A 25930-nucleotide genomic window follows, 5' to 3' on the forward strand; every position below is an offset into this window, starting at 1 on the left:
GTTCGACGTTGTCACGACATAGAGTCTCGATCAATCCCGGAACGGTTCAGACCGCCGACCAGGACGTTGCGCTGCTCGCGCCGGTCCGGCGGAATGAGGGCCTTGCGGGTACCGGGCAGGGACTGGGCACGCAAGGAGGACGCCAGAGCCCGCAGTCTCGTGAGCGTCTCATCGACCGCGCGGGCGGAGTCCGCGGCAACTGCCGCGTCCTCCGCCCTGAGCACCCTTCCCACGTCGAGCCACCCTCGGACGACAAGAGCCAGCCGTCGAGCGTCCGCAGCCGGTTGACGACCCGCCGCTGCACGTCAGCATCCATTCGCGGCCCCCGTTGGATAAGTGCTGTCAGGTGCGCACGGCATACAGGTATCCGTCCAAGCTGCCGACGTAGACCACGCCTGCGGACAGAGTCGGATCCGAGTACACATGGTCGGCGGTGGGGAAGGACCAGCGTTTCCTGCCGGTTGCGGCGTCCACCGCATACAGGTTCTGGTCGTCGCTGCCGACGTAGACCACGCCGCCGGCCACTACCGGAGAGGAGAAGGCTCTGCTCTCGTCGCCGCCAGTGGTGAAGGACCAGCGTTTCCTGCGGGTTGCGATATCCACCGCATACAGGTGGTGGTCGCAGCTGTGGACGTAGACCACGCCGTCGGCCACCGCCGGGGAGGCATCGACGTCGCCGCCGGTGGTGAAGGACCAGCGTTGCTTGCCGGTCGCGGCGTCCACCGCATGCAGGTGGTGGTCCCGGCTGCCGACGTAGACCATGCCGTCGGCCACAGTCGGCGACGATTGCACGGTGTCACCGGTGGTGAAGGACCAGCGCTGCTTGCCGGTTGCGGCATCCAGCGCGTACAGCTTCCCGTCCCAGCTGCCGATGTAGACCACCCCACCGGCTACCGCCGGAGTCGATTCGACGTCGCCGCCGGTGGTGAAGGACCAGCGCTGCTTGCCGGTCGCGGCGTCCACCGCATACAGGTGGTGGTCCTCGCTGCCGACGTAGACCACCCCATCGGCCACCGTCGGTGACGAGCCCACGTAGTCGCCGGTGGTGAAGGACCAGCGTTGCTTGCCGGTCGCGGCGTCCACCGCATACAGCTTCCCGTTCTCGTTGCCGACGTAGACCACCGCGTGGGCCGCCACCACTGACGAGTACGCGTTTTCGTCGCCGTCGGCAGTGAAGGACCAGCGTTGCTTGCCGGTGGTGGCGTTCACCGCGTACAGGTTCCCGTCCCAGCTGCCTGCGTAGACCACGTCGCCGACCACCACCGGCGACGTCACCGTGTCACCGGTTCGGAACTTCCACAGCTGTGAGCCAGGGCCGCTGGGGCTCGGCTCGTAGGACGCGCTGGGGCTCTTTGAAGGCTCGGTTGAAAGCTGGGGGCCGTATCCCTCGGTGAGGCCGGTAGCTATCTTCCATCCGGTGAGACCGGCCCCAGCGGTGACGGCGGTGCCTGCCAGGCCGAGCAGGACCCGGCGACGTGATGTCTGGTGCCGGGGGCTGGGTGGCTGTCCGTGCGGCGGCGGGGTGTAGCTCACCGGTCCTGCCGGGCGATCCCATCGGGTGGGTGCGGGCTGCCGAGGGGCCGGGGGGACGGGGCGGTGCTGTGGTCCGGTCCGGGCCGGTGCGTGGGGCAGCCTGGGCGTGGGCGTGGGCGTGGGCGGCGGGCCGGTTGGCGGCTCGGCTTTGCGCGTTGGGGCAGACAGCCGGGGCGTCACGGGGGATGGGGTGGGAGTCGGGGTACCGACCTCGGGCTTTGACGCGGTGGGCCGTGGGAGCGGGTTGCGGGGGAGAGCGGTGGCAGTGTGTGCCTGTACCAGCCGGGCGATCGGGTCGGGCATCCAGTCGGGTCCGGACGGCAGCGTGGCGGCGGTCTCGCCGCCCCGGTCGGAGCCGTCGGCGGGGGTGAACCAGTCGAGAAGACGGGCGACGGTGGGGCGCCGGTCGGGATCTTTGGCCAGGCAGGCGGCCACCACCTCGCGCACTTCGGATGGCAGGGGGTCGAGGTGGGGAGGCTCGTGGACGGTGCGGTAGTGCAGGACATGGGGGTTGCCTGTGCCGAACGGGCCGACTCCGGTAGCGGTGTAGGCCAGCACCGCGCCCAGGGCGAAGACGTCGCTGGCCGGTCCGACCGGCCGATCGACGAGCTGTTCGGGGGACATGAACCCGGCAGTGCCGATCGTCATGCCGGTCTGGGTCAGCGCACTGGCCCCGCTGGCCACCGAGATTCCGAAGTCGATCACTCGGGGGCCGTCGGCGGACAACAGGATGTTGGAGGGTTTCAGGTCGCGGTGCACCACCCCCGCCGCGTGGATCGCCTCCAGCGCCTCGGCCAGCCCTGCCGCCAGCGCCAGCAACGGCCGGGCCGGCCAAGGGCCGTGCCCGGCGACCGCCTCTCCCAGCGAGACCCCAGGCACGTAGACGGTGGCCAGCCAGGCCGGGGAGTCGTCCGCATCGGCGTCGACCACACCGGCGGTGAAGGCTCCGTTGACAAGGCGAGCCGCAGCCACCTCGCGAATGAAACGTCGCCGGAACTCGCCATCCCCGGCCAGCTCGGGGCGCACCACCTTCACCGCGACCGGCCGGCCGCCGGGCGAACGTGCCAGATACACCTGGCCCATTCCACCCGCGCCGAGTCGGGCCACGATGTGGTACCGCCCTACCTGCCGTGGATCTTCCGGCTCCAAGGCCTTGAACACTGCCACCCCACGCTCCCCCTGCCCGCGGCCCTCGGACTGCTACCGCATCATTCCCGATAGCCTCTTCCGCTGACGAGCGTCTGATCACACCGAAGGAACTGGACGTACACATCGCGAAGGACGCCACGGTGTCATTGCTCGACGTTGGCGCGCTGTTGCTCGCGTACCTGTCACGCAGCCTCCACCGGGTGAAAGCTGTGGTGGCCGTCCCCCGCCACCCCGACGACCGCCCCCAGCATGGCGGCCGCTCCGGATCCATGAAACGGGCCTACCCCCAGTACCCCCTGCGGTGCCCGAGGTCCGGGGTCAGACAATGTCGCGATGGGGAAGGTCCAGCTCGGGCAGAGCGAAGAATTCGACGACCACCCGCACGATCCGTTCATCGTAGTCACTGGGTGCATCAGCACCCCCCACTCGGTGCCCTTCGCGTACGCGAGCGGCAGCCGGTGCGCCGCGAGGAGTCCGCGTGTCAGTGCGTCCAGGGACGGGCCCCGGAAGAAGACGACGTTGATCTCATCGTGACCCACGAGCGGTTGGTGAATCCAGTGCCTCATACCTCGTACGGTAGAAGAGCGCACTGACAACCGAGCCGAGGGCGACACCTCGCCGAGGACGGAGCAATGCTCATCGCCTGTGGATCGGCATCGGGTCGGGGGCAAAGGGCGTACCTTCCCCAGTGATCGACTTCTGGTCATCGAGTTGGCCGACGCTGCACCGTCGGTCGGGAAGGCATGCCCGTGCTCTGCGTAGTAAATGCCGATGGAACGACCAGGACCGGCTCCCTGATCGACGCCATCGTCCTCGAGGGCGCGAGGCGGATGCTCGCCGCCGGCCTGGAAGCCGAAGTCTGAACGCGCAGGAGACGCTCCGAAATCCGGACTCGATCGAGGCGCAGCCCGAGGCGCCGAGCGATTGCCGTGAGACGCCCGCGATCCGCAAGTGCCTCTCCGTCCGGATGTGGACGCGGTCACCGACGGCTTTCGCAGCAGCGGTGACATGATCAGGTCCCTCGATACCCACGACCACAGGCCTCGCCCCGTGCACACGGATCCGCACCCGCTAACGCGAGGGAGGTCCTGGCACTGCGCACGGAGCGAGGCCCACGGGCCGTCAGCCCGAGCCGGCAGTTGCCGTCCCGAGCATCGTCATCGCTGCCACACCCAGCTCACCCGCTCGTACATCCGCTCGAACCCGGTGCTCAGCATGTTGTGGAGGGAGGAATTGTGCTCCCCGGGCCCCTCCGCGAAGGCCTCGGCCACCATCCACCGGCACCCCGCGGCCCGGGCCGCACTCACGCGGGCGGCCAACAGCGCGGACTGGGCACCCCGGCCGCGCCAGCCCTCCAAAGTCGCCCCACCGAACATGTCGGCGCACTCGCCGTTCACGTAGATGCTGCCGACGGCGATGATCCGTTCCCCCTCCCACACGGCGTACTGCTGCCAGTCCGGCCGGCCCACGCAAGCCTCGGCCATCTCGATGACGTCGGGCATGGCGTGCCCGAGGGTCGGCATCATGACGGTGGCCCACTCGTGCGCCTGCTCGGTGCCCACGCGGCCGACCCGCAGCTCCGAGGACAGGGGCTCGACCGCCTGGGCCACCGCGGACTCGATGTCCAGGCCCAACTTGACGAACCGGGTGCCCTCGGTAAGGCCGAACGTGCCGGCGATCGAGTCCCAGTCCGGCGGAAGCAGCGACGGCGCGATCATGAACATCCCGCTGGGCGCCTGCTGCCGGCGGAAGAACTCGCACATCTCGGCCACGGTGTCCCTGTCGATCGGCCGGTCCGGGCCGAATCCGCCCGCCCGGTTGAAGAAGCGGGTTTCCTCTCCGACAGCCACGATCGCCAGCGCGCTTCCCACGCTCCGCTCGTCGATGCCGAGCCGCTCCCGCACCGGATGCGGTGCGGCGGCCAGGAAGTCCGCGTACGCCTTGATCTCGGTCTGTTCGGCCAGGCCAATCGGCACGATGGTTTGCATGTGAGATGTCCTTCTTTGTCAGTTACCAGTGATTTCCGGCAGGAGTGCGTCATGGTCCACATCCGGACCGACCGCCCGGACATGTGGTGGGCAGGATCGCTCCCGCCGTGGTGGACGCCGTCACTCAGCCGCGTGCATCTGCTGCCACGAGGCCTCTTCCTCACCCGGTCCCGTGGTGTGAAAACGGGCATTGAGAGCCTCGAGCTGCTCGGGAGCCGGGTGGGGTCCGAGCTTGCCGATCTCCAGGAAGAGTTCCTCGTTGCCGGCGGGCGACGACACGAAGAGCGCCCGCCCCCCGGTGGGCGTGGTGAAGGTGTGCAGACTGCCCCTGGGGACGACGGCCAGGGTGCCCGGCCCACCGGAGAACACGGCGTCGCCGACCCGGAAGTCGTAATGACCTTCCAGCACATAGATGATCTTCATGAACGCGTGATGGGCGTGCGGCGGATTCTCGGTGATCACGTCGTGCGTGAACGCGAACACCCCCAGGGCTTCGTCCACGTCCCGGCCGCGAACGAGTACCTCCAGCCAATGTCTGCCACCCGGCTCCACCCGGCGGCCTTCGCCCGGCGCAACGGCCCAGCCGTCAGCTCCCCAGTTCCCCATGCTTCTCTCCCTTTCCCGGCGGCCGCGAGGATGGGCACGGCAGCCCCGAACGCAGCTCGGCCCGGACGAAGCCCTTCGACGTCCGTGCCGATCGCGCCCCCAGGCGCGCACCCCCACCCTGGAAGAGCGCCTAGAAATGGGACAAGATCTGTTGCGGATTCTGGGAACAGCAACCGGAAATGAGGAGATCACCCCGATATGCACTACACGGATCGGACGCTGGCCGAGGTGGGACCGCAATTGCGGCGCCATCGCGTGCGCAGCGGTGTCACCCTGACCGCTCTCGCGAAGGCGACCGGCATATCCAAGAGCACCCTCTCGCGCCTGGAGGCCGGTCTGCGGCGCCCCGGCCTGGAAGTCCTGCTGCCGATCACCCAGGCCCTCCGGATCAGCCTGGACGACGTCATCCAGGTCTCGCCGCAGGAAGGACCGTTCAACCGGCTGAAACCCCAGCCGTGGAACGGCATGGTGCGTCTGCCGCTCTCGCAGGAGATCGGCCCCATTCAGGCCTTCAAACTGGTCGTACCACCCGGCAGGACCGACCCCGATCCGCAGGTCCACGAGGGACACATGTGGATGTACGTCATGTCGGGCCGCCTGCGGCTCATCCTCGACGGCATGGACCTGCAGGTCAGGGTCGGCGAGTCCGCCGAGTTCAACACGCGCATGGCGCACTGGTTCGGCAACAGCGGACACGAGCCCGCCGAGGTGCTCTGCCTGTTCGGCCGGCAGGGCGAGCAGGTACGCCGGCGTGTGGCACCCCCCGCGGTCGGGATGGCCGACTGACCGCGGCACACTCACACCGTGCCCTTGGATCGCGGGCGACGGTGTCAGCGCGGCCGGCTTGAGGCGGAGCGCGTCGGTCCTTCCGACGAAGTGCCGCACCTGCTTCACTTCGCTCTCGCTCCGCCCCCGTATGCGTACCTGTGTCGCATCGTCGGCAGCAGCGCGAATCGGTCCAGGACCGGCTGAGACGGATCACCGTCGAGGCGAGCGACGAAGTCGTGCACACGTCACTGCCCGCGCCCTACCGTTGGCGGGGGAGGAGCTCGCCTCCTGGGCGCCGTGTGCGCTGCTGCCGCGCGAATGCCGTCCCTGGCTGACACCGGCCTCGCATCCCGTCAGTGGTCGCTCGCCGACCGAACGGTCTTCAGCCGTCCCTGCACCGCTGTCATAGAACAGTGCGCCGTCCGATCCATGTCCGCTAAAGCGTGAATCGAGCACCAGGCGTGAACTGTCCATCGTCGCGGGCGCCAAGGTCCGCACGGGGGCCACCGACACCGGTTTGGAGCCAGATCCCAGCGGCAGTGCAGACGTTTGAGCCGGTTGCGAACGAGGGTTTCTAGGCGGTCGAGGGCGCCGAGCCGGCTTATGTGCCAGGCAGCCTGGCCGATGGATGCGCGTTACCTGGAGCGCGCTACGGGCATGGCGGAGCGAAGTTCAGTTGCGGGAGGTAGCGGTGCCATTGGGCTGGAGTGATCGCGTCGGTAGCGGTGCAGACTCGGTGGATGGCCCGGGTGAGGTCCAACTGCCAGATGCGGACGGTCTTGTCGTTGCCGCCGCTGACGAGGGAGTGACCGTCCGGGCCGAACGCCACGGAGTAGACCGTGCTGGTGTGCCCGGTCAGCGGGATACCGAGCGCCGCGGGGTGCGCCGGATCGGACAGGTTCCAAAGGCGCACGGTGCCGTCTCCGCCGGCCGTCGCCACGGTCCGTCCGTCACGGCTGAACGCCACGGAGAACACCGCACCGGTGTGGCCGGTCAGTGGTGGGCCGAGCGGCCGGACAGCGGCCGGGTTCGTCACGTCCCACAGGCGCAGTGTCTGATCGCCGCCGGCACTGGCCATGAGGTGGCCCGCTGGGCTGAACGCCACCGTGTAGAGCGAACCGGCCGAATGGATCGGCGGCGTGGCGAAGGGGGTGGGACGAGAGGGATCGGCGATATTCCACAACTGCACTGTGCCGTTGCCGCCGGCAGAGGCAAGCGTGCGGCTGTCCGGACTGAAGGCAACACTGAACGCGGTGCTCGTGTGGTCGGTGGGCAGGCCGCCCAGCGCGACAGGACGCCTTGGGTCGGCGACGTTCCACAGCCGTATGGTGCCGTCGATGTTGCCGCTGGCCAGGAGGCGGCCGTCCGGGCTGAAGGCCACGGATATGGCGGTTGTCGGACGGTCGTTCGGCGCCGCGCCCAGCCGTTCGGCGTGCGCCGGGTCGGAGACGTTCCACAGTGCTACCAGGCCGCCACTGTCCCCACCGGCCAGGACGTGGCCGTCGGGGCTGAACGCCAGGGAGACGACCGCCTGACGGGGATCGGTGTGCGGCGAGCCGAACGGCGTGGGGCGGGCGAGATCGGAGAGGTTCCACAGCCGTACCGTGCCGTTGCTGTCGCTGCTGGCCAGTACCCTGCCGTTCGGGCTGACGGAGACCGCACGGATCGGAGCGGTGTGACCGCCCAGGAGGGGTCCGGGTCCGGTCGGATCGGGCCACACCCGGATCGTGTCGTCGCCACTCGCACCGATGAGCGTGCGGCCGTCCGGGCTGAACGCCACCGTCCACACAACGCCGTTCAGACCGGTGAGTGGTGAGCCGAGCGGCGTGGGGTGTGCGGGGTCCGCGAGGTTCCACAGGCGCACGGTGTCGTCCGTGCCACCGCTGGCCAGGGTATGGCCGTCCGGGCTGAACACCACCGACCACACCGCTCCGACGGGTCCGGTCAGCGGCGAACCGAGCGGCGTGGGGTGTGCGGGGTCCGCGAGGTTCCACAGGCGGATGTCGCCGTCGTCGCCGGCGCCGGCCAGTATGCGGCCGTCGGGGCTGAACGCCACTGTGTAGACGGGACTCTTGGGACCGGGGAGGGGAGAGCCGAGCGGGCGGGCGCGCGACGGATCGGCCACGTCCCACAACCGAATCGTGCCATCGAGGCCGGCACTCGCCAGGGTGCGGCCGCCAGGACTGAAGCGTACCGAGAACGCGCTGCCCGGGTGCCCGCCGGGCAGCGGGCGCAACGGTTCGGGGCGCGCCGGGTCCCGTACATCCCACAGCCGTACCGTTCCATCGCCTTCAGCGGCGGCCAGGGTGCGTCCGTCAGGGCTGAACGCCACAGAGAAGACGGCGCCGTAACTGCCGACGAGCGGTCGCCCGACGAGGCTTGGGCGGGACGCGTCGGCCACGTTCCACAACCGCACGGTGCTGTGCAGGTCGCCGACGGCCAGCAGACGGCCGCTGGGACTGAAAGCCAACGAGTAGACGGTGCCACCAGACGTACTGAAACCCGGTCCCAGCGGCTTGGACACGGCGGAGCCGGAGGATCCCCACAACTTCACCTTCCCATCGCTGCCGCCTGCGGCGAGGACGCGGCCGTCGGGTCGGTACGCCACCGACTGCACGCCCCTCGTTCCGTTCCGCACGGCGGTGGACAACTGGCCGCCGGCGTCGGTCACCAGATGCATGTAGCTCGCCGGTGTCGGCCGCATCCGGTAGGCGGTGAGGTCCAGCTGTGCCGCCAGCGGGAGTTGGGTGGAGCGCAGGGCGTCGGCCTCGGCCGTGAGCTGGTTGAAGATCGCGGTGTTGCGTTGGGACTGAGCGTCGGACCGCTGGTGGAGGGCCATCATTGCGGTTCCGGCGGCTATGAGGGTCAGCGTGGTGAGGACGACGATCACGGAGCGGCGCAGTCTGTTCGCGCGCTGTCTGAGGCGCGACGACGCTTCGAGGAAGGCGGACACCGTGGCGCTGGTGCTCTGTTCGCGCGGAGAGCGGGCCCAGGCGCGGGCCTCGTCCAGGCGGGAGCCGCGGTAGAGTTCGCCGGAGTCCCGCCCCGCGCGGTCCCAGGAGGCCGCGGCTTCTTCGAGATCCTGGCGGACCAGATTGCCGGCCCGGTCGGCGTCGAGCCACTGGCGCAGCCGCGGCCAGGCCAGCAGCAGTGCCTCATGGGTGATCTCGGCGGTGTCGGCGTCCTGTGTGACCAGCCGCGCTGTGACCAGGGCCTCCAGCGCGCCCGCGGTATCGCCGGGGTCGGCGGCGTCCCGCAGCAGGCGATCCGTTCCGACCCGGCGGCGGGTGTCCTGGCCGTCGGCGCCGACTCTGACCAAGCGCAGCATCAACCGCTGGGCGGCGCGTTGTTGCCGCGGGCTCATCTGTGCGTAGGTCTCCTCGGCGGTTGTGGTGACCGCGGCCTCGATGCCGCCGGCCTGCTGGTACGCGGCGACGGTGAGCAGCCGGCCCTCGCGGCGTTGCCAGGTGGCCTGTAGGGCGTGGGCCAGCAGCGGCAGCGCACCGGGGTCGGGCAAGGGTTCAGTCGCATCGCCGTCCGCGCCGCGGGCGCCCAGGTCGCGGGTCACCACCTCCAGCAGGCCCGGTTGCAGTGAGAGGCCCACGGCGAGGGCCGGCCGCTGGATGGCGTCCCGCAACCCGCCGGCGGTCAACGGCCCCACGACGACAGGGGTGTTCATGGCGAGTTGCAGTTCGGGGAAGGCCGCGCACTGGCCGAAGAAGTCCGCACGTACGCCGAAGACCACCAGCGCCGCCGGTTCCGCCGATCCGGCGCCGGTCGCGGCGGCGGCCAGCGTTGCCACGAACAGCCGTCGCTCCAGGGATCGCTCGCAGAGGGTGAACGCCTCCTCGAACTGGTCGACCAGTATGACCAGTCGCGCGCCCTTGGCCGCCTCACCCCCTGCACGCCGTTCCAGCAGTGACCGGACGATGCCGGTGATCCGGCTCGGGTCCGAAGCCAACTCCTTGTGCAGGGCCGCGGGATCGCCGGCGCCCATCACAGCCAGCCGGGCGGCGAGTTCACTCAGCGGATGCTCGGTTGGCGTCATCCGCAACCGCGGCCAGGTGCGCGAGCCTGACCGGGGCAGGTCGCCCTTGGACAGGGCGGCCAGCAACCCGGCGCCGAGCAGGGAGGACTTGCCGGAGCCGGAGGCGCCCACGACGGCCAGTGGGACTCCCTCCTCGACCCGCGCGGCGAGCCGCGTGACCAGCTCGCCGGTCAGCTGCTCTCGGCCGAAGAACCACTGCGCCTGGCCCGGCGAGAACGCGGCCAGGCCCGGGTACGGGCACAATGGCGCCGGTTCGTCCAGAGCAGGGCCGCCCACCGTTCCGGCAGTGTCGAGCGACGTTCCGGCGGCCGGTGATCGGTAGGCCGGGTTGGGGGCGAGGACCAGGTCGTCGATCCACTCGCTGGTGCGGTGCCGTGGCCGGGGGTAGCCGCGGGAGGGCATCACCCGGTCCAGGTACCGGGCGGCCTGCCGCAGGGTCAGCGACGGTGGTCCGTCCGGGTCGCCCTCGGACAGCAGACGGATCAACTCACCGGTGAAAGCCGTGTGGGCAGCCCCCGGGACAGCCAGCGCGAGTTCATCCCGGGCCGCGGCCGCCAGCACGAACCCACCGTGCACGCGGGCCAGTTCGATGTCCTCCTCGGCGGTCCCGACACCCAGTGCGCCGACGGCGCGACCGGAGAAGCAGCAGTCCAGCACTACCACGATCGACCGCGCCTGTGTCTGCAGGACGCAATCACGAACTGCGGAGTAGGCGAGAGCAGTCGGCGCCAGCCGCCCCGGCCGGGAGTCGGTGGCGGCCGTGGCGAGGTACAACTCTCCGGCCGGACTGACCAGCCCGTGCCCCACGAAGTGCACCCACAGCACGTCCTGCGCCCGCTCGGCCGCCTCGGCGACCGCGAGCCCCGATTCGATCGGAGAGGCCGGGTCCCGCAGGATATGCAGGTTCTCCTCCGGTAGTCCGCAACGGTCGGTGAATGCCTGCCCGAGATCGGTAAGCGTTCCGCCCACTGCGGGAACGGATGGCAGTCCGCGGCCGGGAGTGTGGGTACCTGTGCCGATCAGGAGGACTCGGCTCCCCGGCGAACCCAGTGCGGTCACGCCTCCTCACCGCCGGGTGACGCCCCGGGCCCCGCCCCGCCCGGTGGCAGGTCCACCCCGGCCAGGCTGCGGGCGAGGGAGTCGACGGTCGCGTGCCATTCCGTCAGATCGGCGTGCCGGACCCGCCGGGCCGAGACCTCGAACTTCGTCCCGTCCGATCGGGTGAGGACGCACCGCACGTCGGAGGTCCGGTGCCGCAGCCACGCCACGACGGAACCCGCCAACGCGCTCGACACCCCTGGGGCCAGCAGGGCGACGATCGTGTCGGGTAAGGAGCCCAGCGCGCCCGGCGGTGGTGGGGTGTGCTCCAGCCGCACCCGGCCGCGCAGTTCCTGCTCCGCGCTGAGCCACGCGTAGAGTGACCGCAGGTCCTCAGCGGTCTCCCCGGCGACGATGACGACCTCCATCGTCTCTCCCTCCCGACCGGTGTCCAGGCAGCAACTGTTCGTATCAAACGGCGGCGTGCAGCGGAAGATCCCTCCTCCGCCCGGCACACTTGGCGTTGCCGACGGACGCGCCGCAACCTCCGCAGAGCGAGTGAGTCCCCCAGGGCCGGCATAAGGCAAGGCTGGGCGTAGGAGGGACCGTGTGGAGTCCTTCTCGACCAACTTACTGCTGCATCCCTCTTTCGATGGGTGATCGTAGACGATGGCGCGGGACTTGCGTGCGGTGATCGTGCCGGTTCCGTTGGCGGTCGACCTCTTCGTCCCAGGGTGTGCGGGGAACGCGCCCGGCAGGTCGGGTGCGAGAGCAGTGGCAGCAGGCGACGGGGCCCTTGCCTACGCGCCGGAGGCGCATCTGGATGCGCGGAACCGGTACGCCCGCGTCGTGCTCGTCCGGCTCCTCGTGCGCACGGCGGGCCGCACTTGTCTCCCTGCGCTGGTCCCAAGCCCGCGACCTCGGGGACGACCATGACTCCCTCACCTTGAACCTGACCGTCCTTGGAGGGCCTGCGCTGGTTCTGGCTGGCCGGACACGCGGCTGGGCTGCTCTGGGACTTCGAGGCATGGGAGGCGATTGCCGAACGGTTCGTGGAGCACGGGCGGGCGTCCGGCACGCGCGCGGTCCTGCCCGTGGCCCTCAGCACCCGCGCCGGCGCGCATCTGTTCGCCGGGGATTTCTCGAAGGCCGCGGCGCTGACCGGCGAGGAGACAGCGATCTCAGAGGTGACCGGAAGCGGCATCGCTCTCTACGGGGCTTTGGGCGAGGCGGCGTTCCGCGGCCGGACGGGCGAGGCACAGGCGCTCATCGCGGCCGGCACCCGGGATGCGGCGCGACGCGGCGAGGGGGTCGGGGTCAGCTTCATCCAGTGGGCGACAGCCCTGCTCTGCAACGGGACGGGAAAATACCGGCAAGCCCTCGCGGCGGCCCGGGAGGCCGGCCGGGACGAGCCGGCACAGCGGTTCCGTAACTGGGGGCTGGCCGAACTCGTCGAGGCCGCTTCGCGCGTCGGCGAGCGAGAGGAGGCGGCGGAGGCCCTGGACCGGCTCAGCGCGGCTGGCGGCGTCCCCTCGTCTCGACACCGGTTCTCCCGTCACGCCCCGTGGTTGATCAGTCCTTGGGAGTAGCGTTGCCGAGTAGGGCGGTTGGTACCCGTATACACCGCATCCGCTCGTGTCCGCTGCGCTGCGGACATGGCGGACATGGGGAGGAGCGCCCATGGCGGAGACCTTCAGGCAGGCCTTACGTCGCCTCCGCGGTGAGCGGTCGCTACGGAGAGTCGCGTAGTTGGCCGCCTGCGGCAAGAGCTACGTGTCGGACATGGAGAACGGGCGGCGGTGGCCGACGCCGGCCATGGCGGCCGCGCTGGACCAGGTGCTCGGCGTGAACGGCCAGTTGATCGCGCTCGCCGCCCTGCGGCCGGGCTCGCGGCCGCTCGAGCAGGTCGCCGCCCTGCAACACGACCTCCGGGACACCCTCGCCGCCGGGCCGTCGTCGTCGACGTGCCTGGACGAGTATGCGTACACGGTGGCCCGACACCGCCGCGCCACCCGCTACCGGCCCGAGCGCGAGCTCCTGCCCGAGCTCCTGGCGGACACCGGCGACCTGGGCCTGCTGCTGGGGCACCGTCACCCCGAGCCCACGCGCCGGCGCCTCCTTACGGCGTCCGAGGAGACCTGTCGGGCGGGTCGGATACTGCCGGACAGGGCCCGGGTCGGAAGGACTCTGCGCTTGAGCATGAAGGTGAAGTCGCTCTGGAGCTTGCCGCTCAGGGGGACTGTCGACACGAGGTTCCCCTCGGCGGGCAGTCTCTCGACCTGGGCTCGCGATGAGCCGAAACCTCGACGCTCAGACGCACCGGTCGCACAGGTATCCCCGCCGCAAAACGGACCGAGACCAGGCCAACCCCGGCACAGGCGCCCACCGGCCGCGGTGCGCCCGGTACGGCGGCGGACCGTACGGCGACTGCCAGGCCGGCCGCTCGGTCCGACCCGCGCCGCCCACGTTGCGGCCCGTACGACCGGGTCCCGGACCAGCTCGGCCGCCAGGCCGGGGCTGTTGTCGTGCAACCGGTCCAGGAGCTCGGGTCGTACGGAACGCACGTTCATCCGCTCCAGGGCATTGAGCTTGGTGGTGTCCCCCCAGCCGGTGCACAGCGCGAGGGACCAGGCATCGAGGAGCTTGCGGTTCGCGTCGACGCGGAATGTGCCGTGCGCCCGGAGGCGCATCTGTGGCAACGGCGCTCGAAGATCATTTACGGGAAAACCCTTGGTAGGACTCCGTTACTCAGGTTGAACCCGTGATGTCGGCGGCACGTTCGGATGGAGGAGCGGCTGTGGCATGCTCGTCCGCGTGATCGAGGTCCCAAATGATGGCTGGTCGTTCGCAGCAGCACGTGAGCCGGCCCGCTTCGCTGCTTGCGAGGTGAACGGGGCCCCTGGTGTGGAGCACGCGGTCGGCGCGCGCGGGACGCTGTGTGGCATATCGGCACGGCACACCACTGTCTATCTGCATCTTTTCGTTCCCGACGCGCTGCAGTCGTGTCGACGGTGTCGTCAGCAGGCCGACGCGGCCCCGACCCAGCCCTGTGCCCAGGAGCGCCTTCACAGCCGGGTCCTGGATTCGGCTCCGGGCACGATGCGCGATGAGCTACTCGCCGCCCTTCGTGCGGGGGCGAAGTTCGCCTGTGGATCAACGGCCGCTCCGCAGATCTGGCAACGTTCTACGCGAGGCTCGACGAGCTGACCGAGGGTGTCGGGCCCGCTGCCGAGGCTTTCGCGTCAGCGGCGACAATCGAACTGGCGAACGTTGAGCACGACCTCTGGCGGTTCCTGGTCGTCCTGCCGGCGGGCAACGGCCTTCCAATCGTCGATCGCGGACCACGCGACCTTCGCTGAGGCGTCCAGGACCTGCCGATGTCGAACACGATCACGGCAACGCAGTGGTCAGCCCGGTCGCGGCGAGGCAGCCGTCGATGAGCTGGGGCCGGTACTGGATCTTCCGTAAGCCGCGTCTGACCGTCCGCACGAGGCGGTCCGGGTCGGCGACGGCGACGTTGGTCAGGAATCCGCGTCGCAGCAGCGACCAGATGCCCTCGACTGGATTGAGATCGGGCGCGTAAGGGGGCAGTTGGTAGACGGTGAGCCGGCCCTGGGCGGCGATGAACTTCTTCATGCCAGCGGCCAGGTGGGTGTTCAGGTTGTCCCAGATCAGGACGATCGGTCCGCCGAGCTGGTGTGTGCTGCGATGATCAAGTCGCGGTAGTCGGTCCAGGCGAAGCTCTTGCGGCCCTTGCTCGTGCCCTGGCCGTCGTCCAGCCTGGGCTGGTAGATCAGCCGGGACCGCTCGCCGGGCTTGTAGCAGGTCAGGGCGGCGATCGAGACCCGCCGACGGGAGCGGCCACGCACCCGAACGATGGGTGTTCGGCGGGCACGCGAGCAAGCGACGAGCGACATGACTGTGCCGCACTGGACCATCGGCATCGACGTCGTCGATGACCTGGCGCTGAGCTCCGCACTCGTCGGATGCGGCACGGGCGGCACGTGGCGCTTCGCGGCCACACTGCTGCGGCAGACGCCGACTGCCCCGCCGCTGTGGAGCAGTGGCTCGCGGCGCACAGCCATGACGCGAGGCGACGTGTACCGCACCGGGTGAAACCGGTACGGTCAGCGGGCATGCGCCGGGATCGTGCCCCGCGGGTCGAATGCGGTAGCCGACGGCCCCGGAATGCTTGCGGGGCGTGCTCTGCTGCCGCGAGCGGGCCCAGTGTATAGCGGCCTGCTATACACTGGGGGGTATGGCGAAGCAGATCAATATCCGGCTCGATGACGCGGTTCATGCCAGGCTGGTCGCGCGTGCCGAGGCCGAGGGCACCACGGTGACCGCTTTGATCACGCAGGCTGCCGAGCGCGACCCCCGTCTCGACGACGGGGCTGCGACGGCTGCTGCGTTCCTGGCCAAGCATGCCGCGGAGTTTGCCGAGGCGTTCCCTGAAGAGGAACCGGACAGCGCCAACGGACGGGCCGCCTGAGGTGGAGTTGCAGGTCGACATTCGCTGGCTGCTGGAACGCCAGGCCGAGGTCCTGCCGAAGGAGCCGTCGGTCCACGACTTCTCCGGCCTGGTCGCAGCGGTCGCCCGGCACCGGGTCAACGCTCCGAGGCTGGACTACACCGTGGACGCGGCCTGGCGTGCGGCAGCCCTTTTTCACGAGATCGTCTCGGTGCGTCCGCTGCCGGCCCGGAACGCTTTGTACGGGGCGCTGGTCGCGGTGGCCTACATGGCGGCGTCGGGCGAAGCCGTCGACGCTCCGTACGGGGCACTCAGCGACCTGGCGCAACAGGTCCGCTCGGGGCACACGGACGTCTACGCGTGCGCGGACCAGATCCGCCGCTGGCGGCTGTGAACTGCCGACAGCGGCGCGCGGAAAGCGCGGGAGCGAGGAGGGGTCGCTGACCGGCCATCCTGTGGCCGGCTTCCCCGGTGCCGGGTCGACGTCTGAGGCAGCCGTGATCACGGCGCTGCTTCCGTTGCACGGTCCAAGACCGGCCGTGGTCGGCCGCCACAATCAGGACGGACCACCTCCGCTCGCGCGGAGGGACCCGGACCCCGCACGTGCGCTTCGGTCGGCGCCTTGACCTACGGACCCCTTCGCCTGCGCGGGAGGACTTGTCGGTTCGGAGCCGGTCCTCGGTGTGCCACGGGACCGTTTCCGTGGGCGCAGGAAGAACGGGGCGTTGTCGTAGTGGTGTCAGCGGACTGCCTTGCCGAGGGCCTCTTCGAACTGTGCGGCTTGCGCCGCGCTGAGATGCGATGACGCTCGAATTACTGTGCGTCCGGACCGGTAGATGTAGTGACGCGGATGCCCGCCTCGCCTACGTCGCCGTCACCCGCGCCGCTGGAAGTCGTGTTCCCGTGGTGGTCGCGGAACCTGTTCCGCGCTGACATCGCCCGCCGCGACGGCGTCGGCATCAACGAGGTGTCCAACGCCGACGTGCAGGACGTGTTCAGCCCGCTCGGCGTCCGCATCCGGTGGGCCCGCAACCTCGCCCCCCGTGGTGCCGACCGACATCGGCGCCGCCACCCCCGCCACGGTGTGGCCGGACGAGATCAACTTCCTGGTCTACCCGGCCGGTCAGCTCCAGCTCGGCCGCGGCGAAGAGGTCAACCTCGGGGTCATCCATGATTCGGCCAAGCAGAGCCGTCGCTGTCCGAGCCGTGGGTGGCGCGGCCTTGCAGCTGTCCTCGGCTGCCGCATCAACCGTCACCCTGCTCGATGACCAGATGGATCGGACCCCGAAGAACGGGGCTGGGCCGGTACGGCGGCGGGTCGGCGACCAGCCTGGGTCGGTCGAGCCGGCGTACCAGCTCGGTCAGCGCGATCTGGGTTTCCCGGCGGGCCAGCGGGCCGCCGAAACACAGGTGGATGCCGCTGCCGAACCCCAGGTGCTGGTTGTCTCGCCGATCCGGGTCGAAGCGGTCGGGATCGTGGAAGCGCTTCGGATCGCGGCTGCCTGAGGCCAACATGAGCATGATCTGCGAGCCCCGGGGGATGATGGTGTCCGCGACGGTGATGTCGCTGTACGCCGCCCGCCAGGGAATGATGTGCACGGAGGGCTCGTAGCGCAGCAGTTCCTCTACCAGCGGCACGACGAGGTCCGGTTCGTCGCGCAGCCTCTGCAGCACCTGCGGGTGGCGCAGCAGCGTCAACATGCCGTTGGTGATGAGGTTGACGATGGTCTCATTGCCGGCGATCAGGAGCAGTTTGGCAGTGGCGACGATTTCGGCGTCGGCCATCCGGCCGTCGGGCCCGTCGTCGATGGCCAGCCGTGACAGCAGGTCGTCCCCCGGCCGGCCGTGGCGCTGTTCCACCAGCTCGCCGAGGCGCTGGAGCAAGTCCGTGCGGGCTTGTACGCCCCTGTCCAGTTTCTCCTTCGGGTCGGTCTCGGGGTTGTAGTCGATCGAGTTCATGATGTCGTTCACCCAGAGGTGGAACCTGGGCTCGTCCTCGCGTGACACGCCGAGCAAGTGACAGATCACGGTCACAGGGAACGGGAAGGCGAAATCGTCGACGACGTCGATCTGCTCCTTGTCCGCCAGTTCGTCGATCAGGCTGCCGACGGTGGCGGTCAGGAAGCTTTCAAGTCCGGTCACCAGCCCAGGGGTGTGCGGGGGGCCGAAGTGACGCATCGCCATACGCCGTAGTCGATCGTGCCCGGGCGAGTCCATGTGGATGAACGACGACGTGGCCCCTCCTTTGCCTGAGGGCATCGGACGCGACAGGTTGCGCACGTCGGAACTCAGATGCGGGTCATTCAATATGTCCGTGATCTCGTGATAGGTGCTGATGACGTAGCTGCCGTCCTCCTGCCGAGCGACCGGCGTCTTGCGCAACTCGGCATACAGCGGATACGGGTCGGCCCGGGTGGAGTAGTCGAAGATCCGTTGCAGCGTGGTGGGCGTCTCGGTCGTGATCGTCTGGCCTTCGTCCTCCTGCCGATGCTGGTGCACGGCCGTGACGCTGCGCTCACCCGGGTCGTGGCCTGTGACCACCGCCGTGGCGCCCTGCGCGAGCAGGGCGGGGCCGGGGAAGTCGACGGGCACTGGTTTCATGTCGGCCGGCTGGTCCGGCGTAGGGCAGGGGGGAGGGAAAGGTGCGGCCGTCTCGATCAACCGTCGGTAGTGGTCCAGCCACTTGCCGTTGTTGAAGCTCACGGCAGCCGTGACGCGGCCCCGATAGCCGTATGCGGTGACGAAACGGTGGTCGTCCAGCGATCCCTGGGTGAGGAGCACCTCGTCGGCGAAGGTCGGCACGCCGACGGACTTGATGTTGACGCCGAACTGGATCGACCAGAACAGCGGGATGGACAGGTGGGGCCGGCGGTCTGCCTGGGCGCTGACCATGTTGTGTGCCGCGACCTCTGCCTGCTCCACGGCATTGGCCCAGCGCTCCATTGCGATGAGTCGGTATTCGTAGATGGGATTCGGGCAACGTGCCACGTCTCCCGCGGCGAACACGTCGTCGGTGACGCGGCCGTTGATGTCGAGGGCGCGGCAACCCGTGTCACAGGTGATTCCCCACACGCCCGCCGCCAGTCCCGACTTCCGCAGCCACTCGGTGTTGCGGATACTCCCGAGTGCCACCACCGCCACATCGGCGTCGATCGTACTGCCGTCGTCGAAGTGAGCACGGCGAAACCGTCCCTGTGCGTCGCCCTCCAGCCGGGCAACCTTGACACCGCACCGCAGGTCGACACCATGAGCGCGCTGCATGTCGGCCGCAACCTCGCCGATCATGGCGCCGAGCGCCCCGACCAGCGGGGCCGGCGCGAGTTCGGCGACGGTCACCGGGATGTCCCGCTCGCGACAGATGGAGGCGATCTCGGAGCCGGTGAATCCCGCACCGATGACCAGCACACGGGAGGGCCCGGTGGCGAGGGCCCGCTGCAGGCTCTCGGCATGCTCGCGTGTACGTACGACGAACACTCCGTCCAGGGCGGCCTCGGACTCGACGAACCAAGGCCGGGCCCGTACCCCGGTAGAGATCAGCACCCGGTCGAAGGGAACCTCGCGTCCGTCGGCGAGACGCACATGGTTCGTGGCGCGGTCCAGCCCGCTGGCGGGCACGCCCAGCAGCCACTCCGCGTCGATGCCACGACGGCGGGGCAAAGTTGTGCCCCCGGCCGGCACCCACCCGGTCAGTACTTGTTTGGACAGGGGAGGCCGGTCGTAGGGCTCGCCCAATTCGTCACCGATCATGGTCAACGATCCGGTGAAACCCTCGTCTCGCAGAGCCTCCGCGGCCCGCAGCCCCGCCAGCGAAGCCCCGACGACCACGATGCGGCCATCGCGCTTGAACGCACGCAGGTTGTCGGCACCGGTCATGACGGCGACGCCTCCGCGGGTGCGTGACGCGCCTCCAACCGGTCGACCAGGATCGCCTGGACCGGGCAGGCCGCCGCGGCGCGTAGCACCTGGTCGCGCTGGGCGTCGTCGGGGTTCGGGTCGTACATCAGCGCTTCCTCACCGTGCATCCGGAACGCTTCCGGAGCCAGGAACGCGCACTGCGCATACCCCGCACATCGGGAAAGATCAACGACAATTTTCACCCCGGCCTCCACAGGGAGTGGGAGCTGTGGACCTTCAAGCCGGCCCCACTCCGGCGCGCGCGAGAGAGGATTCGGCCGCTGCCCACCCCCGCGAAGTACGAGGGCCGCGCTCGGCGGGTGTCCATGGAAGGAATTGATCATCGCGGCTAAGGCGATCGGCGCCTGCCTGGGGACGTATCCCTGGTTGCGGCATTTCGACGAAAAACCGTGTGGCACGGTGCGCTGGAATACTGTCAAAGAATCAGCCTAACAGCGGCACCGTACCGGCGAGTCCAGCGTTGAGCGATGAGATGGCCGCAGGTCAGAGACCCGGCCCTTCATTTCTTCGGTTGTCGGGGGCACTCGCCTGAAATCAGTAGGAATCAAGCGCTGGCCAGGGCGGATGCCGACAGAAGAGGGCGCGAGCCGGTCTCGCCGACTCCCGCCCTCACTCATTGTCTCGGCGTTGGCGACACACCTCCGACACCGTCGGACTCGCGCCCGCTGCGGGACCAAGCCGCTCCCGGCGAGGACGACGATCAGCGGTGGGACAGAGCACGACGGGCAACACCTGCCTCGGTGTGCCTTTCCACTTCGCGCGCACAGCAGCGTGATCAAATAGGGCATGGCATCGTCCTGGACTGGTCATCGGGTACGCCTGCGCGCTATCGAGCCCGACGACTGGACAGCGTTCATGCGCTTCGCCGCCGATGACGGGCGGCGAGGGAGCCGGCTGGATCTGCCGCGGTCCGCCGAGAGCTACCGTGCCTGGGCGAAGGAGCAAGCCGTTGCCAAGTGCGAGGACGACCGCTTCCGGTTGGCAGTCGAAGCGACGGCCACGGGAGAGCTGGTCGGCACAGTCGGCTCGCATCGCACCGGCCCTCGTTCAGGCTGGTTCGAGTTCGATGTCACGATCGGCGCTGACCACCGGCGCAAGGGCTACGCGGCAGAAGCCGTAGTGCTGCTGCTGCGCTTCATGTTTGCCGAGCGGCGCTATCACAAATGCCTAGCAGCGATCTTCGCTGACAACGGGGCATCGCTGGCACTTTTTCGTCGGCTCGGCTTCACCGAGGAGGGGCGCTTGCGGGAACACGTCTTCTTCGACGGCCGGCACCACGACCTCGTCATGATGGGCATGCTCGCCGACGAGTTCGGCCAGCGACACACGATGAGCGAACCATGAGCTGGTCATCCAGGCGGGTGCGGAACGGCACTCGAACTTTGCAGACGTTCGCTGTTCGCCGGCGGAGGCGGCCGGCCACCGAAAGCAGGACTGTCCTCAGCCGCGCAAGGTGGCGCGCAGGCGCAAGCCGACAGTTGCGAGACCTTCGAGGGTGGTGACCTGGTAGCCGAGTTCCGGTCCGGGCGGCTCGCTCAAGTGGTAGCAGCGGGCGGTCTGTGCAGTCAGGAGCGTCAGCATCGCCATGGCCAGAGCGGCTCCTTCGCAGCCATGCGGCCCGGTACCGAAGGAGAGGAAGACCCCGGGTTTCGCCGACGAGCCCGAATCATCGAGCCATCGCTCGGGCTGGAACTGGTCCGGCTCGGAAAATTCCCGTGCGTCGCGGTGGGCGGTGTACGGGCAGACGAGAACGGTGGACCCGGCGTCGATGGTGTAGTCGGCGAGCTGAGTCTGTCGCGGGGCGCGCCGGGTCAGCAGCCAGCTCGGGGGATACAGCCGGAGCACCTCACTTACCAGTGCCTGGGTGTATTGCAGGCTGCCGAGGTGGGTGCTGGTCGTCGCGGCCGGGTCCGCGGGCAGCGAGGCGGCTTCGGCCGCGACGCGGCCCGCCGCCTGGGGGTGCCGGGCCAGGTGGAGCAGGATCCATCCGGCTGCCCGGGAAGGGGTCTCGAAGGTGGCGACGGTGATTCCGGGGAGAGTGTCAAGGACGGCCTCTTCCGGCAGGAGGCCGTAGTGGGGGGAGGGCCGGAGCATCTGCCCCAGCATGTCGTCACCGAGCCGGCCCGATGAACGACGCCGGCGGACTATGGGCCGCAAAGCATCGGTGAAGGCGACTTGCTGTCGGGTGCGGAAACGCTGTGCCGGTGTGGGGATCCAGCGCGGCCATATCCAACGCGAGGGGCGTACGAGCACCTCCCGGGCCAAGAAGAGCTGTGAGGCATAGGGCAGCAGGGTGGGAGCGTCTTCGGAGAAGAGGTAGCTCACGCCGATCTCTGCCAGGGCGTGCCGGACCGGGGGCAGAATCTCGACGTCCTGGCCGGTGGGCCACTGGTCGGCAAGTCGAGCGGTCCCGAGCGCAATCTCACCGATCCGGGCTGCAACCGCCTGCGCACGCAGTCCGCGCATGCGGGCGGCGTGAGCGTGCGCACGCTCCTCGGGTGTTGGTGCTCCGCTCGACCGCTTCAACGGCGGGAAGAGAGGCGAGGGTGCCTTGGGGAAGTCCTGCGCGCGGCGCAGGACTTCTTCACAGGGCCCGGCCGCAGCGGCTACGTAGACACCCGGCTCCAGCTGCCAGACGTCCCCACACTCTTCAGCGCCGCGGCGCGCCATCACCAGCCGGTCGCGGCTCCAGGCCGCGAAGCTGCCGCCGGGCAACCGCGGCGGCTCATTGCTTCGGCCCATGAGATCGTCCCTGGCTCTCGCACCTGTCCAGGCCGATGTCGTCGGCAGCGTGACTGGGAACTGGCGGGCGCCCAGAGGGCCCGCCAGCAGAGCGGTCAGTCCTGGTCGTCGCCGGCGTACGCATCCCATTCGTAGGCCCCGTACGCACCGTAGCGGCGGGTGAAGGACAGCTTGCCAAGCAGCTTGGCGATCATGATGCACTCCTCTCGCCTGTCTTCAGCGTCAAAAGCCACACATGACATATTGCCACACATGGCATATTTGTGGTACGGGGGATATTTCAGTCATTGATCGCATGCGTTCACCACTGATCACCGCATTCATCGATGCCGTTCCGTGGTCACCCCGGCCGAGATCCCTCGGTAGCGTCCTTGTACGGCCCGGCGGCCCGGCAGTGGCCGGTCTGCCCCTCAACGGCCGCTACGGATCAGAAGTTCCCCGCGTCGCGCCCGTCAGCCCTCTCCGCAGCAGGGACGCAGCGGCCTCGCTCAGGATCAGGCGCTCCTGACCAGCGCCCCGGCCCGCATCGCCGGCCGGGTCCGCGGTGCCAAGGGCCCGGCCACGATTTCGCTGACCCGGTCGTTCCGTTTCGGTCCGCTTCTGGCGTTGGAGGCGAACCGGTGGCTGGCGATCGTCGGCGCCCCGATCCGCTTGGAGGGCACCGGCACCATCCCCACCGAGATCGACAGCTCGTGCACGGCGATGGGCTGGGTGAACCCGATTGCAAGGAGGTCGGGAACGCTGGACGACACCAGGATGGAGGTACCGGTGCACTTCGGACCGGTCCAGATCTTGATAGGACCGTCGGCGAGCTGACTGGACTATCGTGCGCTTCACTCCAATGGACGCCTTCAACACGTGGCGCGGAATCCCTGGCCGGTAGGTTGGGACGGCCATCACGCTGGCCGGCTCATCCCGCTGCGTCGAAGGAGACCGTTCATGAGGATTCTTCGCAAAGCCTCCGCCGCCCTTGCCGTCACAGCATTGCTCGCGATGCCGACCACATCGGCATTCGCGGACGACGGCTCCCCCACGGTGAAGGTGGAGGGACAGTTCGTGCCGTCCTCGCCGTTCCATCCGTCGAAACCGCTGACATACGACCCGAAGACGGTGCCCGTGGGCGCTCGCATCTCCGTCGTCGAGCAGGTGGACGGGCGCGTCGGCGACGCAACCACCAGCGTTCGGATCACGGTGAGCGGTCTGCTCCCGAACCGCACGTACGGAGCGCATGTGCACACCAAGCCGTGTGGCCGCACACCCGATGCCTCGGGTCCGCATTACCAGAACGTGAAGGACCCGAACCAGCCTTCCACCGACCCTGCCTACGCGAACCCCGAGAACGAGGTGTGGTTGGACTTCAGGACCGATGCCCAGGGCCGTGCGACCGCCGAATCCAGGCATGGCTGGGGCTTCCGGCCGGGCGAGGCCGAGTCCGTGGTCATCCACGAGCACGGGACGGCGACGCATCACGGCGAGGCAGGAATGGCTGGGGCGCGGCTCGCCTGTCTCACTGTGCCCTTCGCGTACACGACCGACGAGGCGGGCACCGGCAAATAGGGCGGAGGCCGCTGTGCCGGTCGTCGACGAGACCGGCCGGCGACCTGAAGAAGGGCACCACACCGTCGGGGTCGCTGGAACCGACTGCCCGCCGGACAGCCGGCCTTCCACATCTCCCTCGCGAGGATCCGTGCTCTTGGCGAGCAGGCCATGGCCGTGCTGAAGCGGTGGCGCCTTCTGCGGAAACTCCACTGCAGTACGACTCGCGTCACCGACATCGTGAGGGGGGTGCTCGTCCTCCGCGTGGCTATGTCGGCCTGGGGTGGGAGAAGGCTCAGTCATGGCGGCGGTGCCCGGGAGCCGTTCGGCTTCGGGGCACCGCCGCTGTCGTGATCAGCTGCTGTGTGACGGCCGGAGCGTCACGAGCTGGAAGGGCCGTAGTGCGAGTTCCACCGCGCCGTCAAGCAGCTTCGGACCGGCCGCACCGACCAACGGCCGTTCGAGCAGATCGGTGGCGGTGACGTCGGTCGCCGTGATGTGCGGCCGCAGCGGTGCGGTCGCCCGCCCAGCGACTCGTACACCCGGACGATCACATGCTGCTGATCCTGCGGTTAACCGGCCTGGTGGACCGGGACCTGGTGGTGGACGACCCGCGCTGGGTGCAGTGGCAGGGGGCCGCTGCGCACCGGTGGGGGAGTGGCTGACCGCGTGGGGTTCTTACGGTCGTGGGTTGTCAAGGGGCTTTGACGGCCCGGGTTTGTGGTGTGTCTGCGGTTGGTGTGGGCCTTCCATCATGTCGGGGTCCGACTGGAGGGCGGGATCCTGGATCGTCGTTCCTGTGGGCCGGGTCGTTGGGTTGGCATTGTCCGCGAGAGCGGGTTCTGGCTCGCTTTCCGTGACGCGTGCACGGTGGGTGATCTTCGCTGGGAGACCAGTGGATCGAAGGTGGGCCTCAGGTGCAGACAATGGGGCAGCCGCGTCGGATCGAGTGCTGTGCAGCGCGCAGGAACAGTGCGACGCAGAAGGTTGTGTCCAGGTCCTTGGTCCACGGTCCTGTACGAGTAATGGCCAGTTCTTTTGCTTCGTGCCTGAACCACGTGCTCAGGTCGAGGTTGTCGCATGTCGCCGGGGTTTCGGCTGGCAGATCGATGGCTGCCGCCAGCTTCTCGGCGAGCGGTAGTACCTGAGGAGCGCCGGCCACCGTGGAATCGTGGTCGGCAGAATCGATGGGCAACCGGATCTCCTCATCGAGCAAGAAGGGCACGTGCACGGTCCAGCCGCAGAGGATCTCCGATTCCTCCCGTGACAGGTGCGTCTGACACAAGGCGAGGAACCCGGTCATGTCGGGGGTCAGCTTTTCCTCGAAGGCGTGCCCTGAGCCAGGTGCGAAGTCCGTTTCTGCGGGGACGTCTTCGTAGGGCGGCAGGGCCCGCAGCCTGAGTTCAGAATTGAGCGCCGAAGCAACTTCACCCTATCCGTCCTCCTCGTCACCGAATCATTCCTCCGCGCCGACGCTCACCGGATAGACATCCATGTCGGGAAGCTATCGCGCGCATCTGACATCGATCAGTGAGCCGACAGGACTCGCTTGCGGAGCAGTGCGAAGCCGGCTCGGCCGAACATCTGGCGCTTGAGAATCTTGATCCGATTGACGTGTCCCTCGATGACGCCGGAGCTCCAGGGCAGGGTGAGTCCGGCGATCACTGCGTCGCGGTCTCGGTCGATGCCGGCCGCGAGAATGTGGAGGCTGGGAAGGTCATCCTGACGGACGGCGTCGAGCCACTGCGGGAGAGCCGTTCGCCCTGGCGCTCGGTGAGCATCTGGGCAAATGACCGGACGTGACCGGACAGGGCATCGAGTTCGGGGCAGTTGGCCAGGACGGCATTGAGCCGGAGCTGTTCGATCTCGGTCAGCGTCCCGGGGCGGCTGAGGATCCATCTCGTCACCACGCGGGGTGCCGGCGGTTGCGACCTGGGGGTCTTGTTTCATTTTTTGGTGGTGTGGGTGGGGGTTGGTGGGGTGGGTGTGTGGGGTGTGCTGTGGGGTTTGTGGTTGGTGTGGGGTGGGTGTGGTGTGTGGCTGTGGGGTGGGTGTGGTGTGTGGCTGTGGGGTGTTGGACACGCTTGGGCAACGAGGTTGTTTTCAAGTCTTGACATCGGGGTGGGTGAGCAACGA

General features: G+C 68.9%; 19 protein-coding genes and 6 pseudogenes. 11 read left to right on the forward strand and 14 right to left on the reverse strand.

Annotation, left to right across the window (positions count from 1 at the left end; translation table 11 throughout):
* Positions 1-11 precede the first annotated feature (11 nt).
* The 4 genes and pseudogenes from ACFYXS_RS06765 to ACFYXS_RS06780 all read right to left on the reverse strand — a co-directional run.
* Positions 12-266 (reverse strand): annotated as a pseudogene (locus tag ACFYXS_RS06765) (CATRA system-associated protein); the annotation flags it as partial.
* A gap of 76 nt (positions 267-342) precedes the next feature.
* Positions 343-2700: a PQQ-binding-like beta-propeller repeat protein gene (locus ACFYXS_RS06770; RefSeq protein WP_389244644.1), complete on the reverse strand. Its 2358-nt coding sequence runs from the start codon at positions 2698-2700 to the stop codon at positions 343-345.
* 1139 nt (positions 2701-3839) lie between these two features.
* Positions 3840-4670, reverse strand: coding sequence for an N-acetyltransferase (locus ACFYXS_RS06775; protein ID WP_389244646.1), 831 nt, complete (start codon positions 4668-4670; stop codon positions 3840-3842).
* Between the two features lie 120 nt (positions 4671-4790).
* Complete coding sequence (locus ACFYXS_RS06780) at positions 4791-5276, reverse strand: cupin domain-containing protein (protein WP_389244648.1); 486 nt, start codon at positions 5274-5276, stop codon at positions 4791-4793.
* A gap of 198 nt (positions 5277-5474) precedes the next feature.
* Here ACFYXS_RS06780 and ACFYXS_RS06785 point away from each other — a divergent pair, with 198 nt between their 5' ends.
* A complete protein-coding gene (locus tag ACFYXS_RS06785; RefSeq protein ID WP_389244650.1) occupies positions 5475-6062 on the forward strand; it encodes a helix-turn-helix domain-containing protein in 588 nt (195 codons plus the stop codon).
* Positions 6063-6693: 631 nt separating this feature from the next.
* Here ACFYXS_RS06785 and ACFYXS_RS06790 read toward each other — a convergent pair.
* Complete coding sequence (locus tag ACFYXS_RS06790) at positions 6694-11061, reverse strand: AAA family ATPase (protein WP_389244652.1); 4368 nt, start codon at positions 11059-11061, stop codon at positions 6694-6696.
* Positions 11062-11147: 86 nt separating this feature from the next.
* A complete protein-coding gene (locus ACFYXS_RS06795; RefSeq protein ID WP_389244654.1) occupies positions 11148-11558 on the reverse strand; it encodes a hypothetical protein in 411 nt (136 codons plus the stop codon).
* Between the two features lie 534 nt (positions 11559-12092).
* On the opposite strand from ACFYXS_RS06795, the gene ACFYXS_RS06800 reads away from it, so the two are divergent.
* Positions 12093-12719: a hypothetical protein gene (locus ACFYXS_RS06800; RefSeq protein ID WP_389244656.1), complete on the forward strand. Its 627-nt coding sequence runs from the start codon at positions 12093-12095 to the stop codon at positions 12717-12719.
* 184 nt (positions 12720-12903) lie between these two features.
* Positions 12904-12969, forward strand: a pseudogene (locus tag ACFYXS_RS06805) (hypothetical protein); the annotation flags it as partial.
* Between the two features lie 350 nt (positions 12970-13319).
* On the opposite strand, the pseudogene ACFYXS_RS06810 reads toward ACFYXS_RS06805, so the two are convergent.
* A pseudogene (locus tag ACFYXS_RS06810) lies at positions 13320-13820 on the reverse strand (DUF1062 domain-containing protein); the annotation flags it as partial.
* Between the two features lie 700 nt (positions 13821-14520).
* Positions 14521-15047, reverse strand: a pseudogene (locus ACFYXS_RS06815) (transposase).
* Here ACFYXS_RS06815 and ACFYXS_RS06820 point away from each other — a divergent pair.
* From ACFYXS_RS06820 to ACFYXS_RS06835, 4 genes are all read left to right on the forward strand, one after another.
* Entirely contained in the window at positions 15046-15246 is a 201-nt protein-coding gene (locus ACFYXS_RS06820; RefSeq protein WP_389244658.1) for a hypothetical protein, read from the forward strand. The pseudogene ACFYXS_RS06815 and the gene ACFYXS_RS06820 sit on opposite strands and share 2 nt — an antisense overlap.
* 142 nt (positions 15247-15388) lie before the next feature.
* Positions 15389-15622 carry a hypothetical protein gene (locus ACFYXS_RS06825; protein ID WP_375817523.1) on the forward strand — a complete coding sequence of 78 codons (234 nt, stop codon included), beginning with the start codon at positions 15389-15391 and terminating at the stop codon, positions 15620-15622.
* A gap of 1 nt (position 15623) precedes the next feature.
* Positions 15624-15995, forward strand: coding sequence for a toxin Doc (locus ACFYXS_RS06830; RefSeq protein WP_389244660.1), 372 nt, complete (start codon positions 15624-15626; stop codon positions 15993-15995).
* A gap of 649 nt (positions 15996-16644) precedes the next feature.
* Positions 16645-16869, forward strand: coding sequence for a hypothetical protein (locus tag ACFYXS_RS06835; RefSeq protein ID WP_389244662.1), 225 nt, complete (start codon positions 16645-16647; stop codon positions 16867-16869).
* On the opposite strand, the gene ACFYXS_RS06840 is transcribed toward ACFYXS_RS06835, so the two are convergent.
* The 3 genes and pseudogenes from ACFYXS_RS06840 to ACFYXS_RS06850 form a co-directional block, all read right to left on the reverse strand.
* Positions 16847-17860, reverse strand: a complete 1014-nt coding sequence (locus ACFYXS_RS06840) for a cytochrome P450 (RefSeq protein ID WP_389244719.1) — start codon at positions 17858-17860, stop codon at positions 16847-16849. The two genes, ACFYXS_RS06835 and ACFYXS_RS06840, sit on opposite strands and share 23 nt — an antisense overlap.
* Before the next feature lie 246 nt (positions 17861-18106).
* Positions 18107-19474, reverse strand: a pseudogene (locus ACFYXS_RS06845) (NAD(P)/FAD-dependent oxidoreductase); the annotation flags it as partial.
* Positions 19471-19698: a ferredoxin gene (locus ACFYXS_RS06850; protein WP_389244721.1), complete on the reverse strand. Its 228-nt coding sequence runs from the start codon at positions 19696-19698 to the stop codon at positions 19471-19473. The gene ACFYXS_RS06850 and the pseudogene ACFYXS_RS06845, both read right to left, overlap by 4 nt.
* Positions 19699-20302: 604 nt before the next feature.
* Here ACFYXS_RS06850 and ACFYXS_RS06855 point away from each other — a divergent pair.
* A complete protein-coding gene (locus ACFYXS_RS06855; RefSeq protein WP_389244664.1) occupies positions 20303-20860 on the forward strand; it encodes a GNAT family N-acetyltransferase in 558 nt (185 codons plus the stop codon).
* A 96-nt stretch (positions 20861-20956) separates the two neighbouring features.
* Here the strand turns inward: ACFYXS_RS06855 and ACFYXS_RS06860 are convergent, their stop codons facing one another.
* Positions 20957-22258, reverse strand: a complete 1302-nt coding sequence (locus ACFYXS_RS06860; protein ID WP_389244666.1) for a cytochrome P450 — start codon at positions 22256-22258, stop codon at positions 20957-20959.
* 606 nt (positions 22259-22864) lie between these two features.
* On the opposite strand from ACFYXS_RS06860, the gene ACFYXS_RS06865 reads away from it, so the two are divergent.
* The 3 genes and pseudogenes from ACFYXS_RS06865 to ACFYXS_RS06875 form a co-directional block, all read left to right on the forward strand.
* A complete protein-coding gene (locus ACFYXS_RS06865; protein ID WP_389244668.1) occupies positions 22865-23074 on the forward strand; it encodes a hypothetical protein in 210 nt (69 codons plus the stop codon).
* 123 nt (positions 23075-23197) lie between these two features.
* A complete protein-coding gene (locus ACFYXS_RS06870; RefSeq protein ID WP_389244670.1) occupies positions 23198-23815 on the forward strand; it encodes a superoxide dismutase family protein in 618 nt (205 codons plus the stop codon).
* 51 nt (positions 23816-23866) lie between these two features.
* Positions 23867-24073 (forward strand): annotated as a pseudogene (locus ACFYXS_RS06875) (IS5/IS1182 family transposase); the annotation flags it as partial.
* Positions 24074-24707: 634 nt separating this feature from the next.
* Here ACFYXS_RS06875 and ACFYXS_RS06880 read toward each other — a convergent pair.
* Positions 24708-25097, reverse strand: coding sequence for a hypothetical protein (locus ACFYXS_RS06880; RefSeq protein WP_389244672.1), 390 nt, complete (start codon positions 25095-25097; stop codon positions 24708-24710).
* Between the two features lie 224 nt (positions 25098-25321).
* Entirely contained in the window at positions 25322-25744 is a 423-nt protein-coding gene (locus ACFYXS_RS06885) for a transposase (protein WP_389244674.1), read from the reverse strand.
* Positions 25745-25930: the final 186 nt, after the last annotated feature.

This window comes from Streptomyces sp. NPDC002574, assembly GCF_042889545.1.
Classification (GTDB): Bacteria; Actinomycetota; Actinomycetes; order Streptomycetales; family Streptomycetaceae; genus Actinacidiphila.

Bases quoted from the DNA above. Each gene is read 5' to 3' on its own strand.
- ACFYXS_RS06775 (WP_389244646.1), bottom strand. From the start codon at position 4,670: ATGCAAACCATCGTGCCGATTGGCCTGGCCGAACAGACCGAGATCAAG.
- ACFYXS_RS06780 (WP_389244648.1), bottom strand. From the start codon at position 5,276: ATGGGGAACTGGGGAGCTGACGGCTGGGCCGTTGCGCCGGGCGAAGGC.
- ACFYXS_RS06785 (WP_389244650.1), top strand. From the start codon at position 5,475: ATGCACTACACGGATCGGACGCTGGCCGAGGTGGGACCGCAATTGCGG.
- ACFYXS_RS06795 (WP_389244654.1), bottom strand. From the start codon at position 11,558: ATGGAGGTCGTCATCGTCGCCGGGGAGACCGCTGAGGACCTGCGGTCA.
- ACFYXS_RS06820 (WP_389244658.1), top strand. From the start codon at position 15,046: ATGACTGTGCCGCACTGGACCATCGGCATCGACGTCGTCGATGACCTG.
- ACFYXS_RS06825 (WP_375817523.1), top strand. From the start codon at position 15,389: ATGGCGAAGCAGATCAATATCCGGCTCGATGACGCGGTTCATGCCAGG.
- ACFYXS_RS06840 (WP_389244719.1), bottom strand. From the start codon at position 17,860: ATGCCCTCAGGCAAAGGAGGGGCCACGTCGTCGTTCATCCACATGGAC.
- ACFYXS_RS06855 (WP_389244664.1), top strand. From the start codon at position 20,303: ATGGCATCGTCCTGGACTGGTCATCGGGTACGCCTGCGCGCTATCGAG.
- ACFYXS_RS06860 (WP_389244666.1), bottom strand. From the start codon at position 22,258: ATGGGCCGAAGCAATGAGCCGCCGCGGTTGCCCGGCGGCAGCTTCGCG.
- ACFYXS_RS06870 (WP_389244670.1), top strand. From the start codon at position 23,198: ATGAGGATTCTTCGCAAAGCCTCCGCCGCCCTTGCCGTCACAGCATTG.
- ACFYXS_RS06880 (WP_389244672.1), bottom strand. From the start codon at position 25,097: ATGACCGGGTTCCTCGCCTTGTGTCAGACGCACCTGTCACGGGAGGAA.
- ACFYXS_RS06885 (WP_389244674.1), bottom strand. From the start codon at position 25,744: ATGAAACAAGACCCCCAGGTCGCAACCGCCGGCACCCCGCGTGGTGAC.